Raw genomic sequence first — 21,847 nt, forward strand, 5'->3', positions numbered from 1 at the left:
TGCGGTTCACCGCGGACCATGTGATCAGTGCGCCGAAGAAGGCACAGGTGGCGGGGCTCCGGTGACGGCGCGGGCAGCACTGTGCTGCGCAAGCCTGATGCGTTCCTTCACTGCCGACTCGCGCCCGCCAGCTTGGCCCGTTGTTTCCAGCGCGGTTTGTCCATCGCCGTTCTTCAGAAGCGGATCTGCGCCGGCAGCAAGCAGAAGAGTGACCGAATCAAGGTCCACCCAACTGGATGCGTTCATGAGTGGCGTGTAGCTGCCTTGGCCGCGATTGGCGTCGGCACCGGCTTTCAACAAGGTGCGAACAACCGCGATGCCGCCCTTGGGTCCGGTCGCCACGTGCAGCAGTGACTCACCCACCTCGTTCGTGGCGTTGGGACTGACGCCCTGCTTGAACAAGCGCTCCAAGCCGCCGGCGTCGTTCGCATACGCCGCTTCAAAGGCTCGCTCTTCCTTGGAAAGGCTGGTCGGTACGCCACAACCAGATGCGATCAGCGCGAGCACCATCGAAAGCAACAGAGCACAGCGCTTCATAGGGAGGCCCGCGAACCCAGCATCGTTTCGGCAAACGCAAGCTCCGCCGCCGCCTCGCTGCCAATGACCACGCCGCGCTCGAAGACCAGCGCCAAGGGTGCGATGGCGCCGTCACCGGCCTGCACCTGGAACTCCAGTGTGTTGGAGCCGCTGCCGCCGACGTAGCGTGCACGACGGCCATTGGCCAGCGCCAGTTCCGGCGCGCCCTTCACGGTGACGAGGCGGTCGAACGTGACGGCGTAGCGGTCGCCCCGCACGCCCACCGCAATGGCGCGTGGCCCCTGGCGGCTCTCGGGGTCCCAGGTGCCGGCGAACGTCCACCGGGCCGTGATGTCTTCAGCTCGCGGTGAACCAACGGCCTGGGCGAGGTTGTCGGCCAGCCAGGGGAAGCCGCCTGTTTGGTGACGACTGCCATGGAAGTAGCTGCGCACGCCGAAGCGCGTCTCCCGCGCGATCTTCTCGTTGGCGGCGACGTCCTTCTCGGTCGGCGTGCCGCCGTCGAGCGGGTAACGCACGAGGTAGGGCGGCTTGTCGCGCAGGCGCTCGGAGAACGTGCAGTCGATGAAGAAGAACTGCGCATCGCGGTGGGCGCGGGCGAGGAAGAAGTCGGGCGGCCCGGCTATGCGCGTGCGGTGGATGACGAACTTCTTGTCGGCGTTGTTGTTGCCGCCGTCGTGCCAGAAGGCCGCCTCGGCCTTGGGGTAGACCTGCGCGATGTCGCAGTCGGTCATGTAGCACCAGCCGCGCGGGCAGATGAAGTCCACCGAGCCGATGACGCGCAGATCGCGGTGGTAGTAGCGGCCACCGTCCTCGGTCAGCGGCGTCGCGCCGGGGCCGTTCGACAGGCCGGCTTCCGCGGCCGACTTGCCCTGGCGCCACAGCGACAGCGTGTCGGCGCCGCGGCTCAGGATGTCGGCGTTCTGGATGATGGTGCGGTCCGCCCGTCCCAGCACCGCGAAGGCATGCGGGCCGGCGGCCTCGACGGTGTTGTGGATGGTGAGGTTCTCGGCGACAAAGTCATGCGCCGTCGAAGAGATGTTCAGCACCGCCGTGCCGATGTCATCCCTGGGCGCGCTAGCGGGCCGGTTGAGCGCAATGCGCGTGCCGTGGCGGCTCTCGCCGCGCAGCGTCACGTAGGCGGCGTCGACGCGGACATGTTCTTCGTAAACGCCGTCGCGGACCAGCACGATGCGGCGCTCGCGGTTGTCCTTGGGGATGGACTGAAGGGCGGCGTGGACGGAGGTGAAGTGGCCGGAGCCGTCCTTGGCGACGATGAGGTCGGGCGGGGGTTGATAACGGGCAGCAGCCCGACCGGCCGCTGCAGTTCCCGCCAACAAGCCGCTGATCGCAGTGCGGCGATTGATCTGGCCAGATAGAAACTGTCCGAGGCCGCTCATGGTTAGTGATCGGCCAGGTCGACCAAGGGCTCGTCCGGGTCGAAGTGATGGAGCAACAGGTAGTCATCCCAGCCTTCCGACCCGGTGCAGACGCAGATGCACGCAGTTCTCAGCGCCTCACCAAACTCGTCAGACCCCAGCAGTTCCTCGCGGAGTCCGTGCCAGGTCTCGCGCAGGCTCTCGGTGGCGAAAAGCAGGTTGAGATACGCGCCGTCGTCATCGCCCTGAGCCATCTCAAAGCCACGACAGCCCCCGGTTCGCCGCGCGATGGTTTCGCTGACAGCCCCAAGACGAGCCGCGTCGAGCCCCGGCGCGCGGCTGAGTTGCACCTGGATGCAGATCTGGTCAAGGTCAGTCGCACTCACTTCGCAGGCACCGTCTCTCAACCCCTCACCTCACCCTGCCCCAACACCACCCACTTCATCGACGTCAGCCCGTCCAGGCCCACCGGGCCGCGGGCGTGGAACTTGTCGGTGGAGATGCCGATCTCGGCGCCCAGGCCGTACTCGAAACCGTCCGCAAAGCGCGTGCTGGCGTTGACCATCACGCTGGCCGAATCGACCTCGCGCAGGAAGCGCATCGCATTCGGGTGATTCGTCGTCAGGATCGCATCTGTGTGATGCGAGCCGTAGCGGTTGATGTGGGCAATAGCCTCGTCCAGCGAATCGACGATCTTGATGCTGATGATGGGCGCCAGGTATTCCGTGGACCAGTCTTCCTCGGTCGCTGCCACCGCGCCGGGCACCAGAGCCAGCGTGCGCAGGCAGCCGCGCATTTCCACGCCCTTTGCCTTGAACACCGCCGCGATGCGCGGCAGGAAGGCCGGTGCCTGGGCCGCATGCACGAGCAGCGACTCGGTCGCGTTGCAGGGGCTGTACTTCTGCGTCTTGGCGTTGTCGACGACCTTGACGGCCTGATCGAGGTTGACCTCGGCATCGACATAGCTATGGCAGTTGCCGTCCAGGTGCTTGATGACGGGCACCTTGGCCTCGGCGCTGATGCGCTCGATCAGCCCCTTGCCGCCGCGCGGGATGATGACGTCCACCCACTGCGGCTGCGAGATCAGCAGGCCGACGGCGGCGCGGTCGGTCGTGTTGACGAGCTGCACGGCGGCACGCGGCAGGCCGGCTTCTTCGAGCGATGCGCTCACGATCTCGGCCAGCGCTAGGTTGGAATGAATGGCCTCGGAACCCCCACGCAGAATGCACGCGTTGCCGCTCTTGATGGCCAGCGACGCGGCCTCGATGGTCACGTTGGGCCGGCTCTCGTAGATCATGCCGAACACGCCCAGCGGCACGCGCATCTGGCCCACGCTGATGCCGGTGGGGCGGCGCTTCACGCCGGTGATCTCGCCGATGGGGTCGGGCATGGCGGCGATCTGCTCACAGCCTTCGGCGACCGTGGCCAGCGTCTTGGCGTCGAGCTTCAAGCGGTCACGCAGCGGGCCGCTCAGCTCGGCGGCGCTGGCCAGATCGCGGGCGTTGGCAGCTGCCAGCGCCGGGCCGGCCTCGCGCAGGCGGCGGGCCAGGGCCAGCAAGGCGTTGTTCTTGGCAGCCGTGGGGGCGGCGGCCATCAAGGTGGCGGCGGCGCGGGCGGCGCGGCCGAGGTCGTCCATGTAGGCAGTCAGGCTCATGGCGGCGATTGTCCCAGCGGGTGGCGCGGCGGCGCTTCGTGAAGGCCTTAGGCAGGCTTATTCGACATCCAGCGTGTACGTCACCGCCTGGCTCATGCCGGGCAGCATGCCGCCGTAGTTCAGCGTGTGGCGGCCCGGCGCGAGCGGCCCGATGGCGGCGTAGTAGCCGTTGCCGGCGGCCAGCGTGTCGTCGTCATCGAACAGCAGGAAGCACCGCCGCGTGGCCTGCCGGTGCTCGGCCAGGCCTTCGAAGCGCTGGCCGTTCACCTCCAGCACCAGCGCGTGCAGCGTGTCGGTGAGCCTGGCGGCGCTCTGCATCAGCGACGCGCAGGACAGGCGCTGGCCCTCGGCCGTGTAGGTGACGTAGTTGATCAGCGGGAAGAACAAGGTCTTGCCGGCCGGGACGCGGCAGTGGCGGACGGCGCGCTGCGTGCCGTAGGTGCCGGCGAGGAACCACACCGGCCCGGACTGGCCCAGCCCGCAGTGGCGGCCGTCGCGGTCGGCGACCGGGCTGACGCCGTCGTCGAAGGACTTGGCCCAGCGCCACCAGTGCTTGGTCCACTCCTCCTGCGATTCGCCGGCCACCTCGGCCTGTGGCGGCAGCAGCGGCGCGGCAGGCTGGGCCGCGGCCCCCATCGTCACGGCCATGGCCGCGACGCAAAGCGCTTTGCGCATCTGTGGTCCTTCCCTCAAAAATTCTTGTCGTTCTCAGCCGCCGAACATCATGCGGCGGGCGACCGCCATCTTCAGCGGCGTCGCCAGCTCCAGCCCCGCCAGCGCCAAGCCGCGCAGGCCCGGCAGGCCGGGCAGGCGCCAGGCAAAGCTGCGGGCGAGGAAGTCGGTGGCGGCGATCATGGGCCAGCGGTCGGGGGCGCGCTGGCGGTCGATGCGGGCCAGCACGGTGTCCAGGTCGACCGCCGTCTCGGCCGCCTCGCGCAGCGCATCGACCAAGGCCTGGCCGTCGCGCAGGCCCAGGTTCAGCCCCTGGCCGGCCACCGGGTGCAGCGTCTGCGCCGCGTTGCCGATGCGCAGCGTGCGGCCGTGCAGCAGGCGGGTCTCGGCGTTCAGGCCCAGCGGAAAGCACTTCAACGCCGAGATGCCGGTGAGCCGGCCGGCGGCGGCGGGCAGCTGCTGCTGGATGACGACCAGGCGCTGGGCGTCGTCCAGCGTGGCGATGTCGTCCTCGGCCTGAGGCAGGCACCACACCAGCGCCGCGCGCGGGCCTTGCGCGTCGTCGGGCAGCGGCAGCAGGGCCAGCGGGCCGTTGCGCGTGAAGCGCTCGATGGCCAGGCCTTGCAGCCCCGGCGCGGCCAGGCGCACGGTGCCGACCCAGGCGTTCTGGTGATAGTCGCTGCGGATGGACTTGCGGTCCTGCTCCGCGAACACGCCGCCCTCGGCGACGACGGCCAGGTCGAAGCGCTCGGCCAGGTGGGACTCGCCGCTGTCCAGCTCCACGCCGTCAGCCTCCGAGCGAATGGCATGCACGGCGGTGCCGAAGCGCGTGAACAGGCGCTGCGGCTGGCGTGAGGCGAGGTCCAGCCAGCGCTGCTGCAGCGGCGCTACCAGCGCGCCATAGGGCAGCACGGCGCCGAGCTGGGGCACGCCCAGGTCGGCCGCGCGGATGCGCACTTCGCCGGCAGGACCCGCAATCGGAGACGGCGGCGCCTGGCTGACGTGTACGGTCTGGATGGCCTGGGCCACCTCGGGCCGCCAGGCGTGCAGGCGCTCCAGCAGCCGGATGCTGCCGAGGTTGAGCGCCAGCGTGCGCGCGTCGCCGCTGGCGTCGCGGTCCAGCGGGCGGGTGTCGAACAGATGCAGGTTGGCCCGGGGCAGGCGCTCGGCGGCCAGCAGGGCCAGCGCCAGGCCGGCCGGGCCGGCGCCGATGACGGCGAGGTTCATGGGGCAGGTCTCAGGGAACAACTGGGCGCAACGATACCTGCCTGGGCGGCAGCCACCCAACGGACGCAAGCCCACAGCAGGCGGGACCGCCCGGCCCCTCGCATCGGGAGCCTGGCGTAGTCCGTTCGGCAGGGGGGCCGACATGAGCGCACAACCCCGGCCGCGCAAATTCTGTTAATTCGCGGCCGTCGTTGCCGCGAGTCCCCGCTCGCTCAACTCTTTACTGGAGACGCCATGAAAGGCAAGTCGCATCCCACCAATGACGTGTCGCTGAACCCGTCCGGCAACGTCAGCATCCGCGACGTGATCGACCAGGTCGACAGCTCGCGCCGCCGCTTCGTGCAAGGCTCCATCGGTTCCGTGGCGCTGGCCTCGGCCGGTGGCCTGAGCCTGGCCGGCCTGGTTGGCACTGTGCAGGCCGCCCCCGTGCCGGCCGGCCTGGGCTTCCCCGGCATCGGCTTCGACAGCATCCCGGCCGAGACCCGCGCCCGCAATGTCGCCGTGCATGGCGGCGCGGCCAACGCCGTGCTGGACCGCGTGACCGTGCCGGCCGGCTACACGGCCAACCTGTTCGTGGCCTGGGGCGACGCCATCATGCCGGGCGGTCAGCCCTTCAGCGGCAACGCCAGCGAGACCGCCGCCGACCAGCTCAAGCAGTTCGGTGCGCACAACGACGGCATGCACTTCTTCCCGTTCAGCGGCGCTGACGGCAAGCCCTCGTCGGACCGCGGCCTGCTCGCCATCAACAACGAGTACACGCACGAAGAGATCCTGTTCCCGGACGGCCAGGTCGGCAACGGCTACACGCTGGCCAAGACCCGCAAGTCGCAGGCCGCGCACGGCATGTCCGTCGTCGAAGCCCGCCGCGTGGGCGGCAAGTGGCGCGTCGCCAAGACCTCGCCCTATGGCCGTCGCATCACCGCCAACACGCCGGTGCGCATCTCCGGCCCAGCCGCCGGCCATGCGCTGATGAAGGCCAAGGAATTCGTCATCACCGACTCGGCCACCACCCCGACCGGCAACATGACCGACGGCACGGTCTGCTACGGCACCATCAACAACTGCGCCCACGGCATCACGCCCTGGGGTACCTACCTGACCTGCGAAGAGAACTGGAACGGCAACTTCGGTGGCACCGGCGCCGTCGACACCTCAGCCGGGACCGAGATCGGCAAGCTGAACCGCCGCTATGGCCTGGCCGCCGCCGGCTTCGGCTACCGCTGGCACACCACCGACCCGCGCTTCGACCTGACCACCAACCCCAACGAGCCGCACCTGTTCGGGTGGGTCGTGGAAGTGGACCCGTACGACCCGAAGTCGGTGCCCGTCAAGCGCACCGCCCTGGGCCGCTTCAAGCACGAAGGCGCGCAGTACGTCGTCGACAAGAACAACAACGTCGCCTTCTACATGGGCGACGACGAGCGCAACGAATACATCTACAAGTTCGTCTGCGCCGGCAAGTTCAACGCGGCGAACAAGGCCGCCAACCGCAACCTGCTGGACAGCGGCACGCTGTACGTCGCCCGCTTCGACAGCAACCTGTCGGGCCAGTGGCTGCCGCTGCTGCCTGGCGCGGTCGGGACGGACGGCGTGGCGCTGCGCGACAACCCGAACTTCTCAGGCGCCAACGACGCCGAAGTGCTGGCCAAGATCCTGGTCAAGACCCGCATGGCCGCTGACGCCGTCGGCGCCACGATGATGGACCGCCCGGAGTGGACCGGCGCGCGCCCGCGCATCGGCGGCTTCGACGAGGTCGAGGTCTATTGCACGCTGACCAACAACAACCGCCGCGGCACGCTGCCGGCGTCCGGCAACCCGGCCGACGGCAGCGCCTCGGCCGGTGGCGCCCGCCCCGGTGTCGACGCCGCCAACCCGCGTGAAGACAACGTCCACGGCCACATCATCCGCTGGCGCGAGACGGCCAAGTCGGTGCTGGCCACCAGCTTCAACTGGGACCTGTTCGCACAGAACGGCGACACGGCCACCGGCAAGGTCGCCAAGCCCACGAACGACTACAAGGGCAACACCGTCGACACGCCCAACGGCAGCGCCGACTTCGGTGCGCCGGACGGCCTGTGGTTCGACCAGTTCGGCCGCCTCTGGGTGCAGACCGACCAGGTCGGCGACGGCTCCGGCGACTTCATCAACCTAGGCGCCAACTGCATGGTCTGCGCCGACCCGAACACCGGCGAGATGCGCCGCTTCCTGACCGGCCCGAACAAGTGCGAGGTCACCGGCGTGACCATGACGCCGGACGGCAAGACCATGTTCGTCGGCATCCAGCACCCGGGCGAAGACGCCGTAGCCGCCAACCCGACGCAGTTCTCAAACTGGCCGCAAGGCCAGTGGTCGGTCGCGTCCGATGGCGTCACTGCACTGCCGGGCGGCCGCCCGCGCTCCTCGGTTGTCGTCATCACCAAGGACGACGGCGGCGTCATCGGTAGCTGAGCCGCTCCCATCCCAATTCAAGGAACACTTTCATGAAGACCTCTTTTGCACGCCTGGCCCTCGTGGCCACCCTGGCCGCCGCGGGCGCCGCCCACGCCGCCAGCATCGTGTCGCCGACTGCCACCTTCGCGCCTTCGATCCTGGTCGACTTCGACGCCTATGACGGCCTGCAGGTCGCCGCCGGCAGCCCCGAGCTGCTGAACGGCAACGCCTTCTTCGTCTCCGACGTGGTTTCCACACTGGGCGCCAACAACCAGGACCTGGGCGGCAACGGCCTGTGGGGCGCGCGCTCCGACCTGACGCCCACCGGCTCGGGCAACTTCGTCTCGTCCACCGGCCCGGTGCTGTTCGGGTTCCTGCTCAGCGGCCCGCAGGCCCAGGTCGGCGCCTACTTCAACCTGAGCCAGCCGCTGGAAGGCGCCAAGGACGCGATGCTGACGCTGACCGCCTACAGCGCCGCCAACCAGGTGCTGGAGTCGTTCAGCTACAAGGTCGACACGAGCTGGGAGAGCTACAACGAAGGCATGTTCCTCGGCTTCAGCCGTGCCAACGCCGACATCTACAGCTTCGGCGTGACGGTCAGCGCCGGCCAGTCGCTGGTGCTGGACAACCTGCACCTGAGCGCCGCTCCGGTGCCCGAGCCGGCCAGCATCGCCCTGCTGGCCGCCGGCCTGGCCGTCGTCGGTGGCGTCGCCCGTCGCCGCGCACGCCGCGACTGAAGACAACTGGGCAGCCGGCTCGACCGGCTGCAACCCCTGCTCCGGCAGGGCTTGGGGGCCGCGCTTATGCTGCGGCCCCTTTTCATTCCTGCTGCGGAACCCACCATGCAATACCGCCGCCTCGGCCGTGCCGGCCTCCAGGTGTCCGAACTCTCGCTCGGCTCCTGGGTCACGTATCACAACCAGGTCGACACGAAAGCCGCCACCGAGATGCTGGCCGCCGCCTTCGACGCCGGCATCAACTTCTTCGACAACGCCGAGGTCTATGCCCAGGGCGAGAGCGAGGTGGTCATGGGCCAAGCCTTCAAGGCGCTGGGCTGGAACCGGCTGGACTACATCGTCTCCAGCAAGTTCTTCTGGGGCCTGGCGCGGGACGGCGTGACGACCAACCGCAAGGACACGCTGAACCGCAAATACCTGATGCAGGCGGTGGACGCGTCGCTGAAGCGCTTCCAGTTGGAGCACCTGGACCTCATCTACTGCCACCGCCCCGACCCGCACACGCCCATCGAGGAAACCGTCTGGGCCATGAGCGACATCATTCGCCAGGGCAAGGCGCTGTACTGGGGCACCAGCGAGTGGAGCGCGGCCGACATCCGTGCGGCCTGGGAGATCGCCGAGCGCCATCACCTGCACAAGCCGGTCGTGGAGCAGCCGCAGTACCACCTGTTCCACCGCCGCAAGGTCGAGCAGGAGTTCGCGCGGCTCTATGACGACATCGGCCTGGGCCTGACGACCTGGAGCCCGCTGGCCTCGGGCCTGTTGACGGGCAAGTACCGCAGCGGCATCCCAGAGGGCAGCCGCGGCGCGCTGGACAACATGGCCTGGATGCGCGAGCAACTGCAGGACAAGGCCAAGAACGATGCCGTCGGCAAGCTCGCCGAGATTGCCGCCGAGCTGGGCTGCGACACGGCGCAACTGGCCATCGCCTGGGTCAACCGCAACCCACGCGTGTCCACCGTCATCCTGGGCGCGAGCAAGCTGGCGCAGCTGCAGCACAACCTCGCCGCACTGGCCGTCACGCCCAAGCTGACGGCCGACGTGGTGGAGCGCATCGACGCCATCGCCAAGCCGCTGGCGCAGTAGCCGCTTGCTTTCCGGCCGGGGCCCTGGCGTGGCAGAGAATGCCCGCCATGAGGCTCTGGATGAGAAGAGGTTGTGCCGTCCTGCTGATCGCCCTGGGCCTGATCGGCGCCGGGCACGCCACCACCCCGCGCTTTGAGCCGGTGGGGGAGGTCGACTCGCTGCGCGACCGCGCGGTGTCGGCGCTGGCCATGGACGCCCGCGGTTTCCTGTGGGTGGGCATGCCCGACGGGTTGCAGCGCTTCGACGGTTATCGCTTTCGCCGCTATCTGCTGCGCGACGCGCGCGAAGACGCCGCCATCGACCAGTTCGTGCGCAGCCTGCTGGCCGACCCGCGCGGCGGCCTCTGGGTGGCCGCCGGCAACAGCGGCCTAGCCTGGCTGGACACCTCGTCCGGCCAATGGACACGCTGGGCCCGCGCCGAAGGCGGCGCGCCGGACGCGACCGCGCCCGCCTCCAACGCCGTGCGCGCGCTGGCGCTGGAGGCGGACGGCACCCTGTGGGTGGGCACGCAGGGCGGCCTGTCGCGGCTGGACCCGCAGCGTCGGGGCTTCACCCACCTGGGCGGCCTGCCGGACAACCGCATCGCGTCGCTGCTGCTGGACCGCCAGGGCACGCTCTGGATAGGCACCTGGCAAGGCCTGGCACGCAAGCGCGCCGGCAGCGACCGCATCGAGACCGTGGACCTGGGCCTGGCCAACCCGCAGGTCACGCTGCTGAGCCAGACGCGCGACGGCCGCGTGCTGGTGGGCACCGGCCTGGGCGACCTGCGCATGCTGTCCCCGGACGACGGCCGCGCCTTGCCCTTCGCTGCGCACGCGGGCGCGGACGACGGCGTCTGGCCGGTGTTGTCCATGGTGCAGGCCGCCGACGACGAGCTGTGGCTCGGCGGGCGCACCGGCATCGAGCGCCGCCGAGCCAGCGACGGCGCGCTGATCGAACGCCTGCCGCCCGACGGCGCCAGCCCCGCGCCGGTGCCGCGCAGCGAGGTGCGCGCGCTGATGCGCGACCCGGCCGGCCTGATCTGGGCCGGCAGCTACGGCTCCGGCCTGATGCGCCATGTGCCGCCGCTGCCCGGCCTGGCCGTGCTGCAGAACGTGGGCGAGCGCTGGCGCCGCTTCGGCGACCTGGACGTGCGCAGCGTGCTGCAGCTGGACGACGGCCGCGTCTGGCTGGGCACGCAGGCCGCCGGCGTGCAGGTGCTGGACGCGGCGCTGCAGCCCGCCGGCGAGATCCTGACTGCCCCCGGCCGCCGCGGCGTGCTGGGTCGCATCGGCGCGATGGCGCAGACGCCCGACGGCGTGTGGCTGGCGGCGGAGTCCGAGCTGATGCGCATCGACGCGCAGGGCCGTTGGCGGCAGACGCTGGACACCGGCCGCATGACGCCGCGTCGCATGCTGACCGCGCGCGACGGCACGCTGTGGCTGGGCACCACCGACGGGTTGTGGCGGCTGCAGCGAGGCGCCTCCGAGCTGCAGGCCGTCATGGTGGGCGGCCAGCGCAGCAGCGGCGAGGTCAATGCCATCCTGGAGATGCCCGACGGCGTGCTGTGGGCCGGCGGCGCGGCCGGTCTGCTGCGCGTCGCCCAGCCCGGCACGGCGCCGCTCGTGGCGGATGCGCCGGCCACGCCCGGCCTGCTCGGCCGCACCGTCGTGGGCCTGGGCGTGGACGGCCAGGGCGCGCTGTGGGTGGACACCAGCGCCGGCCTGCACCGCCTGATCAAGGGGAGCGGCGAAGGCGCGCAGGGCATGCGCTTCGAGGGCTTCCCGGCCGCGTCGGGCGACGACGTCATCGGCGTGTTCGGCGCCAACCTGCTGGCCGACGCGCAGGGCCGCATCTGGACGCATCGCGGCTTTTTCGACCCGAAGAACAGCCAGCGCCTGGAGCTGACCGGCGTCGACGGGGCGGACATCGGCACCGGCTGGTTCCGCGCCTACACGCGGCTGAAGGACGGCCGCTTCCTGTTCGGCGGCGCGCGCGGCCTGCTGGTGCTGCAGCCGGAGCGCTTCGTGCCGTGGGCCTACCAGCCGCCGGTCGTCGCGACCGAGCTGCGCCTGGCCGGCGTCGCCGTGCCCGTGCCGGCAGAGGGCCAGCCGCTGGTGCTGGCGCCGGGCCAGCACAGCTTCAGCATCGGCTTCGCCACGCTGGACTTCAGCCGCCCGGCCAACCTGCGCTACCGGTACCGCCTCGAAGGCCTGGACGCCGACTGGCTGGAAGCCGGCCCCACGGCGCGCCGGGCGGCCTACACCAACCTCGCCCCCGGCCGCTACGTGATGCGCGTGCAGGGCAGCAACCGCCAGGGCGACTGGAGCCCGCGCGAGCTGCGGCTGGACGTGCAGGTGCAACCCGCCTGGTGGCAGATGCGCTGGCTGCAGGCGCTGGCCGCCTTGGCCGCGCTGGGCCTGCTGCTGCTGGCCTTCCGCCTGCGCACACGGCTGCTGCTGAAGCGGCAGCGCGTGCTCGAGGCGTGCGTGGCCGAGGCCACGGCGGCGCTGAACGCCAAGTCCGCCGAGCTGGAGGAAGCCAGCCTCACCGACCCGCTGACCGGCCTGCGCAACCGCCGCTTTCTGGAGCAGCAGCTGCCCGGCGACGTCGCGCTGGCCGTGCGCCGCCACGAAGGCGGCGAGCTGTACGGCCACCCGTCGCAGCCCACGGCGCTGGACGCCAGCGGCGAGATGGTGTTCTTCCTGCTCGACGTGGACCATTTCAAGCGCATCAACGACGAGCACGGCCACATGGCCGGCGACGCCGTGCTGATGCAGATGCGCGGCCGGCTGGCGCAGGTGTTCCGCGCGTCCGACCACGTGGTGCGCTGGGGCGGCGAGGAGTTCCTCGTCGTCGCCCGCGACACGCCGCGCGACCGTGGCGCCGAGCTGGCCGAGCGTGCGCGGCAGTGCATCGCCGGCCAGCCCTTTGCGCTGGACGGCGGCGCGCAGCTGTCGCTGACCTGCTCGGTCGGCTTCATCGCCTTCCCGCTGTGCCGCGAGCTGCCGCGCGCGCTGGACTGGCGTGCCGCCGTGGACCTGGCCGACACCGCGCTCTACCAGGCCAAGCGGGAGGGCCGCGACGCCTGGGTGGGCCTGCTGGCTGCGACCGCCGCCGACGAGGCCGAACTGCGCCAGCACGCCCGCCTGCCGTTGGCCGACTGGGCCGCCACCGGGCGGCTGCAGCTAGAGCACTCCTCATGACATGAGGCAGGGAATCATTCACGTCGCCTGAGGGCAAGACCCGCCCAGCCAAGCCCGTTTGGTGCCTGAGAATGCCGGCCCATGAGGGTCTGGATGACAAAAGGGTGCGCAGCCCTGCTGCTTGCCGTGGGGCTGGCCGGCGCGGCGGGCGCGGTCGTGCCGCGCTTCGAGGTCATCGGCGAGGCCGGCGCCGTGCGTGACAACGTCGTCTCGGCGCTGGCGCTGGATGCGCGCGGCCTGCTGTGGGCCGGCTCGCCGGAAGGGCTGGTGCGCTTCGACGGCTACGCCTTCCGCCGCTACCCGCTCAGCAGCCCCGACGGCCAGTTGCTGCCCGAGCAGTTCGTGCGCTCGCTGCTGCCCGACCCGCGCGGCTGGCTGTGGGTGGCCGCCGGCAACAGCGGCCTGGTGCGGCTGGACCTGGCCACCGGCCGCTGGGCCCGCTGGGCGCGCGACGGCAACTCCGCCGACGAGACCGCCCCCGCCGCCAACACCGTGCGCACGCTGGCGCTGGAGAAGGACGGCACGCTGTGGCTGGGCGGCAGCGGCGGGCTGGACCGTTTCGACGTCAAGCGCGAGCGCTTCACCCACCACCGCGGCCCGCCGGACGGCCTGCCCGACACGCGCGTGCAGACGCTGCTGGTGGACCGCCAGGGCACGCTGTGGATAGGCACGTGGCGCGGCATCGCACGCAAGGCCGTGGACGGGCCCATCGAGACACTGGACGTCGGCATGGGCGACCAGCTCGTCACGCTGCTGGCCGAGGCGATGGACGGCCGCATCATCGTCGGCACGGCCCAGGGCCGCCTGCATGCGCTGTCGCCCACCGGCCAGCCCCTGCCCTTCAGCACCGGCGCCCAGGCGGACGCCAGCGCCAGCGTCTGGCCCGTCATGGCCATGGCCCAGCCGGACCCGGACGAGCTGTGGTTCGGCGATGCCTCGGGCCTGTCGCGGCGCCGCGCCAGTGACGGCGCCCTCATCGAGCGCATGCCCGACACGGCCCCGCGCAGCGACGTGCGCGCGCTGCTGCGCGACCCCTCCGGCACCGTCTGGGCCGGCAGCTACGGCGGCGGCCTGATGCGCCACGTGCCGCCGCTGCCGGGCTTCTCGATGGTGCGCGACGCCATCGGCCCGGCCGCGCTGGACGTGCGCAGCGTGCTGCAGCTGACCAACGGCGAGGTCTGGCTGGGCACGCTGGCCGGCGGCATCGAGCGGCGCGACCGCCAGCTCCATCCCGTCGGCCACATCGCGCCGGGCAGCGCGGGCCTGCCGGCCGGGCGCGTCAATGCACTCAGCCAGACGCGCGACGGCGCGGTCTGGGTGGCCGTCGACACGCAGGTGCTGCGCTTCGACGACCAGGGCCGCTGGAAGGAAACGCTGCGCAGCGGCAACGCCGTGCCGCGGCGCTTCCATGCCAGCGCCGACGGCGGGCTGTGGGTGGCGACGCTGGACGGCATCCTGCACTGGACGCCGCAGCAGCCGCAGTTGCGCCCGGTCGCCACGGCCGGCCTGGTGGGCGGCACCGGCGAGGTCAACGCCTTCGCCAGCCTGCCCGATGGCAGCCTGTGGGCCGGCGGCGCGGCGGGGCTGTTCCGCATCACCCAGCCGGGTGACGCCGAGCCCGTGGCCGAATGGGTGGACGCCAAGGGCCTGACCGGCCAGACCGTGCTGGGCATGGCCGTGGATTCGACCGGGCGGCTCTGGGTCGACACCGGCACCGGCCTGCACCGGCTGGTGGAAAGCCGGGGCAGCCAGGCGCGCTTCGAGGCGGTCGCGGCGTCGGACGTGGGCGGCGCTTTCGGTGCCAACCTGCTGTTCGACAAGCGCGGCCGCATCTGGTCGCAGCGCAACATGTACGACCCCAGGAACGGCGAGCGCCGTGAGCTGGGGGCAGCCGACGGCGCGGACCTGGGCACGGGCTGGTTCCGCGCCTACGCGCCGCTGGACGACGGCCGGCTGCTGTTCGGCGGCGCGCGCGGGCTGCTGGTCATCGACCCCGAGCGCTTCGCACCGTGGACCTACAAGCCGCCGCTGGTGGCCGCCGAGCTGCGTGTGGAGGGCGAGGAGCGACCGCTGCCCGCCGGCCCCCTGGTGCTGGCGCCGGGCGAGCGCGCCTTCAGCCTCGCCTTCACGTCGCTGGACTACAGCCAGCCCGGCCGCAACCGCTACCGCTACCGGCTGCAGGGCCTGGACCACGGCTGGACCGACGCCAACGCGATGAACCGCACGGCCACCTACACCAACCTGTCGCCCGGCCACTACCGGCTGCATGTGCAGGGCAGCAACCGCGACGGCGCCTGGGGCGCCAACGAGCTGGTCTTCGACGTGGAGGTGCGCGCCGCCTGGTGGCAGACGCTCTGGGCGCAGGCGCTGGCCGTGCTGGCCGCCGTCGCCGCCGTGTTCGGCATCGTGCGCATGCGCACCCGCTGGCTGCTGCGCCGCCAACGCGTGCTGGAGGCCCATGTCCACGAGCGCACCCAGGCGCTGGAGGCCGCCACGGCCGAGCTGAGCGCCAAGTCCGTCGAGCTGGAGGAAGCCAGCCTCACCGACCCGCTGACCGGCCTGCGCAACCGCCGTTTCCTGGACCGCCAGCTGCCCGCCGACGTGGCGCTGGCCGAGCGGCACTACGAGCCCATCGCCAGCATGCCCAGCCCCGGCGGCAGCGAGCACGACCTGCTGTTCTTTCTGGTCGACATGGACCACTTCAAGCGCATCAACGACGCCCACGGCCACATGGCCGGCGACGCCGTGCTGACGCAGATGCGCGGCCGGCTGGAGCAGGTCTTCCGCGCCACAGACTACCTGGTGCGCTGGGGTGGCGAGGAGTTCCTCATCGTCGCCCGCGGAACGCCGCGCAGCCGCGCCGCCGAGGTGGCCGAGCGCGCCCGCCAGGCCGTCGCGGCCCAGCCCTTCGAACTGGACGGCGGCTACCGGCTGTCGCTGAGCTGCTCGGTGGGCTTCTGCGCCTTCCCGCTGTGCACCGCGCTGCCCGGCGCGCTGGACTGGCATGCCGCCATCGACCTGGCCGACGCGGCGCTGTACGAGGCCAAGGACGTGGGCCGCAATGCCTGGGTGGGCCTGTTGGACGCCACGGCCGCGAGCGCCGACGAGCTGCGCGAAGACGCCCGCAGCGGCCTGGAGGCCTGGGCGCAGACGGGGCGGCTGCGGCGGCTGTCATCCACCATCGAGCGGAAGCTCCCCGCCTGAGGCCTGGGCGGCGGGCCTAGCATCCGCCCATGCCCGCCGCCCCGCTCTCCTTCGGCCACGCCGCGCTGGCGCAGCGCATCGTCGCGGAACTGGTCGCCAGCCTGCAGCCCGGCGCCGGCAGCAGCACCGAGCCGGCCCTGGTGGTGGGTGTGTTCGGCGAATGGGGCGCTGGCAAGAGCCGCCTGCTGCAGACCGTGGCGGACGCATTGCAAGACCGCAGCAAGGGCGAGGGCGAGCAGGCGCTGACCGTTGTCGTACCCTTCAACGCCTGGCGTTACGAGCGCGAGGAGCACCTGCTGGTGCCGCTGCTGCGCGTGGCCCAGCAGTGTTTGCGCAAGGCGATCGACGACAGCCTGGGCACGGACATCAAGCGCCATGAGCAGCTGTCCGACCAGTTGCTGCTGCTTGGTGATCTGGCCCAGGTCGTCTACCAGCATGGCGGACGCGACCTGTTGCAGGCGGCGCTGACCGCGCATGGTGCGGCGGTCAAGCTGCCGGAACTCAAGCCGGCCGACGGCAAGCCCAACCCAGGCGTCTGGGAAGTGCTGGCCTCGCGCCGCAAGCTGCGGGCGAATGCGCGGCGGCTGGACACGCCCATCAACCAGCTGCAGAGCCTGTACTACGACTTTCTGGAAAACCTCAAGGCCGTGACGGGGCGCAACCCTTCGGCGCTCAGCGCACATCGCCAGCGATTGCTCAGGCGCGGCGCCAGCGGGCTGACCGACTTCGTCTACGGGCTGCGCGCGGGTTGGGAATGGTTCCTCACCGGCGAGGTCGCGGCCGCACCCAGCGTGCAGGTCAACCTGATCTTCCTCGTCGACGACCTGGACCGCTGCCTGCCCGACAAGGCCGTGGAGGTGCTGGAGGCGATCAAGCTGTTCCTGGAGGTGGAAGGCTGCGCCTTCGTGCTGGCGCTGGACGAGGAGGTCATCGAACGCGGCATCGCCCACCGCTACCGCGACTACTCCTTGCAAGGCAAGGAGGGCATGACGCCCATCACCGGCGCGGAATATCTGGAGAAGCTGGTGCACCTGCCGGTGCGGCTGCCCAGGCCGACCGGCGCGGCGGCGCGCGAGTTCATGGCGGGCAAATGGCCGGCGTGGTTTGCCGACCCGGCCGGCCAACCCAATGACCTGGCCGTCCTGGTGGCCGCCATCACGCCGGGCGTGCCGCGCAAGCTCTACCGCATGGCCGCGCTGCTGGCGCTGGCCGAGTCGCTGGGCGAGGGCGATGCCAGGACGCCGAACCGGCGCGAATGGCTGGCCATCGTCTGCGCGCTGCAGCTGTTTGCGCCGGCGCTGTACCGCTTCCTGCGGCTGCACGGCGCGCAATACCTGCTCACGCTGGCCACCTGGCGTGGCGACGCGCTGTTCCGCGACCTTGCCGGGCTGCGCCAGGCGCTGCAGGCGCAGACGCGCGGCGTCGACTCGCCGGTGAAGCTGCATCACCAATTGGTGCTGCAGCGCCTGCCCGACCTGTGCGAGGCGGTCATGCACAACCGCTCGGGCTTCGACCTGCTGGAGCTGCTGGCGCGGGTGGGGGGTCTGCACGCCAAGGCCGAGCTGACGGTCACGGCACTCGGGGCCTTGCTGGTGTTCACCGAGATCGAAGTCGCGCCGGAGCCGCCGGCCACCGACGTGGCCCCGCCTTCGATCACGCCGGCCGCCTTCGAAGCCACCTTGCCCGAGCCGAAGATGGACGTCCCGTCGGCAGTTGTTGAGCCTGCGCCACCGACCGACGCACCCCAGCCGGCACGGCTGGAGAACGAGCGCGCGCTGGCGGAGGCGGTGGACTCCGGCGAGCTGGAGCTGGTGCGCGTGGCGCTGTCCCGCGAGGGCGCGGCGCTGCGCAACAAGGTCTTCCCGAAGACCTTGTGGGACCTGCTGCGCGCTGGCCGGCTGACTGCGCAGCTGCAAGACTGGATCGCCCGCGAAGCGCCGGCCGACGCGACGCAGTTCCTGCTGCAGGAGCTGCGGCCGCATCTGTCGCAGGCGGCGGTGTACGACTTGCTGATGGGATTCGGGCGGCCTGTGCTGCAAGTGCTGAAGCGCCCACCCTGGGCCCACGATGTGCGGGTGGGCGATGGGCTGACCTTTCTGGCGCCGCCGCTGATCGGCGACGACAGCCTCTGGCTGGACAGCATGCAGAGCCACGGCGCGGAGCAATGGCACATCCCCCGGGGCTGGGCCTGCGCGTCGCGGCGGCTGGAAGACCTGACGCAGGGCGTTGGCATCGCCGTCGGTTCGGACGAGCAGTACGGCGTCTATGCCAAGCTGCAGGTCGGCGGCTTCCAGCAGCGCCTGCGCTGGGTGCCCCAGGGCAAGCTGGCAATGGGCTCGCCAAACGGCCATCCAGAAGAAAGGCAGCTGCGCACGGTCAGCCTGATGCGGGGGTTCTGGATCGCGGACACAGCCTGCACGCTGGACTTCTGGCACCAGGCGACGGGCAGCGCCTCGGCCGGCGGCGACGGCCGGCGGCCCGTCACGGGCGTCAGCGCCGAGATGGTCGAGCATTGGCTGGCGCAGTTGCAGCAACGCCTGCCCGGCTGCGAGGTCCGACTGCCCAGCGAGGCCGAATGGGAGGCAGCATGTCGCGCGGGAACACGGACGCTTTATGCCTTCGGCGACGAGGCGAATTCGCTGCTCGTCAACGCAGAGAACGATGCTGTCGTTCCGGTTGCTTCTCTGCCGCCGAACGCCTGGGGTCTTTACGAGATGCACGGCAACGTGGCTGAAATCTGCCGCGACTGGCTGGACGCAAACGAGAGGACCTCCGAAGCTTGGATGAACCCCGAAGGCCTGCCCGGCGCCGCAACCGGCCTGTACGCCGTGCGCGGTGGCTCTTTCCGCAGCAGCTTCGTACAGGCCCGCTCGGCCGCCGTCGCCCGCATCACCCGCGACGAGCGCCGCGACGACGTGGGCTTTCGCTTCATCGTCCGCGCCATTCAAGCCCCGGAAGCCGAACCCGCCTAAGTCCCCAACGCCGGCCCCCACCCGAACGGCGCCGGCAGCGCCGCCAGGATGCGCTGCCGCAGCGGCGCATAGGCCTCGTCCACCGGCTGCCCCGCGCGCGGCGCGAGCGGGTCCTGGTGGCTGCCGAAGGCCTCGTCCAGATCGGCCCAGTCGTCGGCGCTCAGCAGTTGCACGGCACGCGGCAGGATCTCCGTCTCCTCGCGCTTCATGTGGCGCAGGTAGCGCGCCGAATAGACCTTGAGCTGCTGCTCGAACTTCTCCCGCCGCGCCTCGCCCATCTGCTCCCAGGCCAGCAGGCTGTGCTGCAGCTCGCGGATGGCGCGTTCGCCCTGGGCGTGGTCCACCTCCAGGTCGTCCAGCGTGTCGCGCAACGCGGGCGCCAGCGCGCGCAGCTTCGGGAACAGCAGCTCGCTTTCCTTTTTGTGATGCAAGCGTTCAGGAAATTCGTCGACGTAGAACAGCATGGCCCGCAGCGCACCGAAGTCCGGCGGCGTGCAGGCGCGCTGCTGCGCGGCCAGCAGCAGCGGCACGGTACGCAGCATGGCCGCCAGGGCGTCGTGCTCGGCGCGGATGACGCGAACGGCGAGTGGCATGGTCAAGGCGGGCATGCCGCCGAGCGTCGCGCAAGGGCGACGCCGGAACCTTGCGCTGGATCAAGCCGTGACACGCCCCCTCCGTAGAATCCCGCGTTTTGCTCCATCCCAAGAAAGCCCCGGCCATGACTGCATCGACCGCCTCCCCCACCCTGATGGCCAACGCGATCCGCGCACTCGCGATGGACGCGGTGCAGGCGGCCAACTCCGGCCACCCGGGCGCGCCCATGGGCATGGCCGACATCGCTGTGGCGCTGTGGGGCCGCCACCTGCAGCACAACCCGGCCAACCCGCTGTGGGCCAACCGCGACCGCTTCGTGCTGTCCAACGGTCACGGCTCCATGCTGATCTACGCGCTGCTGCACCTGACCGGCTACGAGCTGCCGATCGACGAGCTGCGCAACTTCCGCCAGATGCACAGCAAGACGCCGGGCCACCCGGAAGTGGGCATCACCCCCGGCATCGAGACGACCACCGGCCCGCTGGGCCAGGGCGTGACCAACGCGGTGGGCTTGGCGCTGGCCGAGAAGCTGCTGGCGCGCGACTTCAATCGCGAAGGCCACGAGATCGTCGACCACCACACCTACGCCTTCCTGGGCGACGGCTGCCTGATGGAAGGCATCAGCCACGAGGCCGCATCGCTGGCCGGCGCCTGGAAGCTGAACAAGCTGATCGCCATCTACGACGACAACGGCATCAGCATCGACGGCCAGGTCGCGCCCTGGTTCGCCGACGACACCGCCAAGCGCTTCCAGGCCTATGGCTGGAACGTCGTCGGCCCGGTGGACGGCCATGACGTCGACGCGCTGGACGCCGCCATCGGCAAGGCCAAGCAGAGCACCGACAAGCCGACGCTGGTCATCGCCAAGACCCACATCGGCAAGGGCTCGCCCAACCGCGCCAACACCAGCAAGGCCCACGGCGAGCCGCTCGGTGCGGAAGAAATCAAGCTGACGCGCGAGGCCCTGGGCTGGACGCACGAGCCCTTCGTCATCCCGGCCGAGGTCTACGCCGCCTGGGACGCCAAGGACAGCGGCGCCAAGGTGGAAGCCGCCTGGGACACGCGCTTCGACGCCTATGCCGAAGCCCACCCCGAGCTGGCCGCCGAGTTCCAGCGCCGCATGGCCGGCGTGCTGCCCGAGAACTTCGCGCAGGTCGCCGTGGACGCCGTCATCAAGGCCCACACGGAAGGCCAGACCGTCGCCAGCCGCAAGGCCAGCCAGCTGGCGCTGGAAGCCTTCACCGGCGCCCTGCCCGAACTGCTGGGCGGCAGCGCCGACCTGACCGGCTCCAACCTGACCAACACCAGCCACACGCCCAACCTGCGCATCGGTGCCGACGGCACGCCCAACAACGGCCGTCACATCAACTACGGCGTGCGCGAATTCGGCATGGCCGCGATCATGAACGGCGTGGCGCTGCACGGCGGCTTCATCCCCTATGGCGGCACCTTCCTGACCTTCAGCGACTACAGCCGCAACGCCATCCGCATGGCCGCGCTGATGAAGACGCGCGTCATCCACGTGATGACGCACGACTCCATCGGCCTGGGCGAAGACGGCCCGACGCACCAGTCCATCGAGCATGTCGCCTCGCTGCGCCTGATCCCCGGCCTGGACGTCTGGCGCCCGGCCGACACGACCGAGACCGTCGTCGCCTGGACCATGGCCATCGGCAACGCGCAGCGCCCCAGCCTGCTGGCCCTGTCGCGCCAGAACCTGACCTACTCGCCCAAGACCAACGTCGACGAAATCGCCAAGGGCGCCTACGTGCTGGCCGAGCCGCCCAAGGGCAAGGCCAAGGCCGTCATCATCGCGACGGGCTCGGAGGTGCAGCTGGCCATGGCCGCCAAGGCGCTGCTGGCCGAAGACGGCATCAAGGTGCGCGTGGTCTCCATGCCGTCGACCAACGTATTCGACCGCCAGGACAAGGACTACAAGAAGCACGTGCTGCCCAAGGGCCTGCCGCGCGTGGCGGTGGAGATGGGCGTCAGCGACTTCTGGTGGAAGTACGGCGTGGACGCCGTCGTCGGCATCGACACCTTCGGCGAATCGGCACCGGCCGGTGTGCTGTTCAAGCACTTCGGCTTCACACCGGAGAACGTGGCGGCGACCGTGAAGGCAGTGCTGAAGAAAAAGTAAGCCGCAAACCTGCGCTACAAAGCGGCCCTGTCA

The 21,847-nt window shown here is 70.7% G+C and carries 14 protein-coding genes; 7 read left to right on the forward strand and 7 right to left on the reverse strand.

Translation table 11 applies throughout. The features are described from left to right. Positions 1-24 precede the first annotated feature (24 nt). Genes ACG00Y_RS07925 through ACG00Y_RS07950 form a run of 6 tightly spaced genes read right to left on the reverse strand, consistent with a single transcriptional unit; the run spans position 25 to position 5,466 of the window. The gene (locus tag ACG00Y_RS07925) at positions 25-537 is read right to left on the reverse strand and encodes an ankyrin repeat domain-containing protein (protein WP_394477616.1); all 513 of its coding nucleotides are present in this window, start codon (positions 535-537) and stop codon (positions 25-27) included. Beyond that, positions 534-1,934, reverse strand: coding sequence for a pectinesterase family protein (locus ACG00Y_RS07930; RefSeq protein WP_394477618.1), 1,401 nt, complete (start codon positions 1,932-1,934; stop codon positions 534-536). The genes ACG00Y_RS07925 and ACG00Y_RS07930 overlap by 4 nt, the downstream gene beginning before the upstream one ends. A gap of 2 nt (positions 1,935-1,936) precedes the next feature. Then, positions 1,937-2,299 (reverse strand): hypothetical protein, encoded by a 363-nt coding sequence (locus tag ACG00Y_RS07935; protein WP_394477620.1) that lies wholly within the window; start codon positions 2,297-2,299, stop codon positions 1,937-1,939. Between the two features lie 17 nt (positions 2,300-2,316). Next, positions 2,317-3,567, reverse strand: coding sequence for a glutamate-5-semialdehyde dehydrogenase (locus ACG00Y_RS07940; protein ID WP_394477622.1), 1,251 nt, complete (start codon positions 3,565-3,567; stop codon positions 2,317-2,319). Between the two features lie 57 nt (positions 3,568-3,624). Continuing rightward, positions 3,625-4,242: a hypothetical protein gene (locus tag ACG00Y_RS07945; protein ID WP_394477624.1), complete on the reverse strand. Its 618-nt coding sequence runs from the start codon at positions 4,240-4,242 to the stop codon at positions 3,625-3,627. Positions 4,243-4,275: 33 nt separating this feature from the next. After that, positions 4,276-5,466 (reverse strand): FAD-dependent monooxygenase, encoded by a 1,191-nt coding sequence (locus ACG00Y_RS07950; protein ID WP_394477626.1) that lies wholly within the window; start codon positions 5,464-5,466, stop codon positions 4,276-4,278. A 234-nt stretch (positions 5,467-5,700) separates the two neighbouring features. On the opposite strand from ACG00Y_RS07950, the gene ACG00Y_RS07955 reads away from it, so the two are divergent. The 6 genes from ACG00Y_RS07955 (at position 5,701) to ACG00Y_RS07980 (ending at position 19,080) form a co-directional block, all read left to right on the forward strand. Beyond that, the gene (locus ACG00Y_RS07955) at positions 5,701-7,914 is read left to right on the forward strand and encodes a PhoX family protein (RefSeq protein ID WP_394477628.1); all 2,214 of its coding nucleotides are present in this window, start codon (positions 5,701-5,703) and stop codon (positions 7,912-7,914) included. A gap of 32 nt (positions 7,915-7,946) precedes the next feature. Then, positions 7,947-8,633 (forward strand): PEP-CTERM sorting domain-containing protein, encoded by a 687-nt coding sequence (locus ACG00Y_RS07960; protein ID WP_394477629.1) that lies wholly within the window; start codon positions 7,947-7,949, stop codon positions 8,631-8,633. Positions 8,634-8,738: 105 nt separating this feature from the next. Beyond that, complete coding sequence (locus ACG00Y_RS07965; protein WP_394477631.1) at positions 8,739-9,719, forward strand: potassium channel beta subunit family protein; 981 nt, start codon at positions 8,739-8,741, stop codon at positions 9,717-9,719. A 47-nt stretch (positions 9,720-9,766) separates the two neighbouring features. Next, positions 9,767-12,904, forward strand: a complete 3,138-nt coding sequence (locus tag ACG00Y_RS07970; protein WP_394477632.1) for a two-component regulator propeller domain-containing protein — start codon at positions 9,767-9,769, stop codon at positions 12,902-12,904. A gap of 93 nt (positions 12,905-12,997) precedes the next feature. Continuing rightward, a complete protein-coding gene (locus ACG00Y_RS07975) occupies positions 12,998-16,108 on the forward strand; it encodes a ligand-binding sensor domain-containing diguanylate cyclase (protein WP_394477634.1) in 3,111 nt (1,036 codons plus the stop codon). A 29-nt stretch (positions 16,109-16,137) separates the two neighbouring features. After that, positions 16,138-19,080 carry an SUMF1/EgtB/PvdO family nonheme iron enzyme gene (locus ACG00Y_RS07980; protein ID WP_394477636.1) on the forward strand — a complete coding sequence of 981 codons (2,943 nt, stop codon included), beginning with the start codon at positions 16,138-16,140 and terminating at the stop codon, positions 19,078-19,080. Here ACG00Y_RS07980 and ACG00Y_RS07985 read toward each other — a convergent pair. Continuing rightward, on the reverse strand, positions 19,077-19,673 hold the full coding sequence (locus tag ACG00Y_RS07985; protein WP_394477637.1) for a hemerythrin domain-containing protein: 597 nt from the start codon (positions 19,671-19,673) through the stop codon (positions 19,077-19,079). The two genes, ACG00Y_RS07980 and ACG00Y_RS07985, sit on opposite strands and share 4 nt — an antisense overlap. Before the next feature lie 125 nt (positions 19,674-19,798). Between ACG00Y_RS07985 and tkt the strand changes: the two genes are divergently transcribed. Further along, positions 19,799-21,814, forward strand: coding sequence for a transketolase (gene tkt / locus ACG00Y_RS07990; RefSeq protein WP_394477639.1), 2,016 nt, complete (start codon positions 19,799-19,801; stop codon positions 21,812-21,814). The last annotated feature ends 33 nt before the right edge of the window (positions 21,815-21,847 follow it).

The organism is Pelomonas parva, from assembly GCF_043555835.1.
Classification (GTDB): domain Bacteria; phylum Pseudomonadota; class Gammaproteobacteria; order Burkholderiales; family Burkholderiaceae_C; genus Pelomonas; species Pelomonas parva.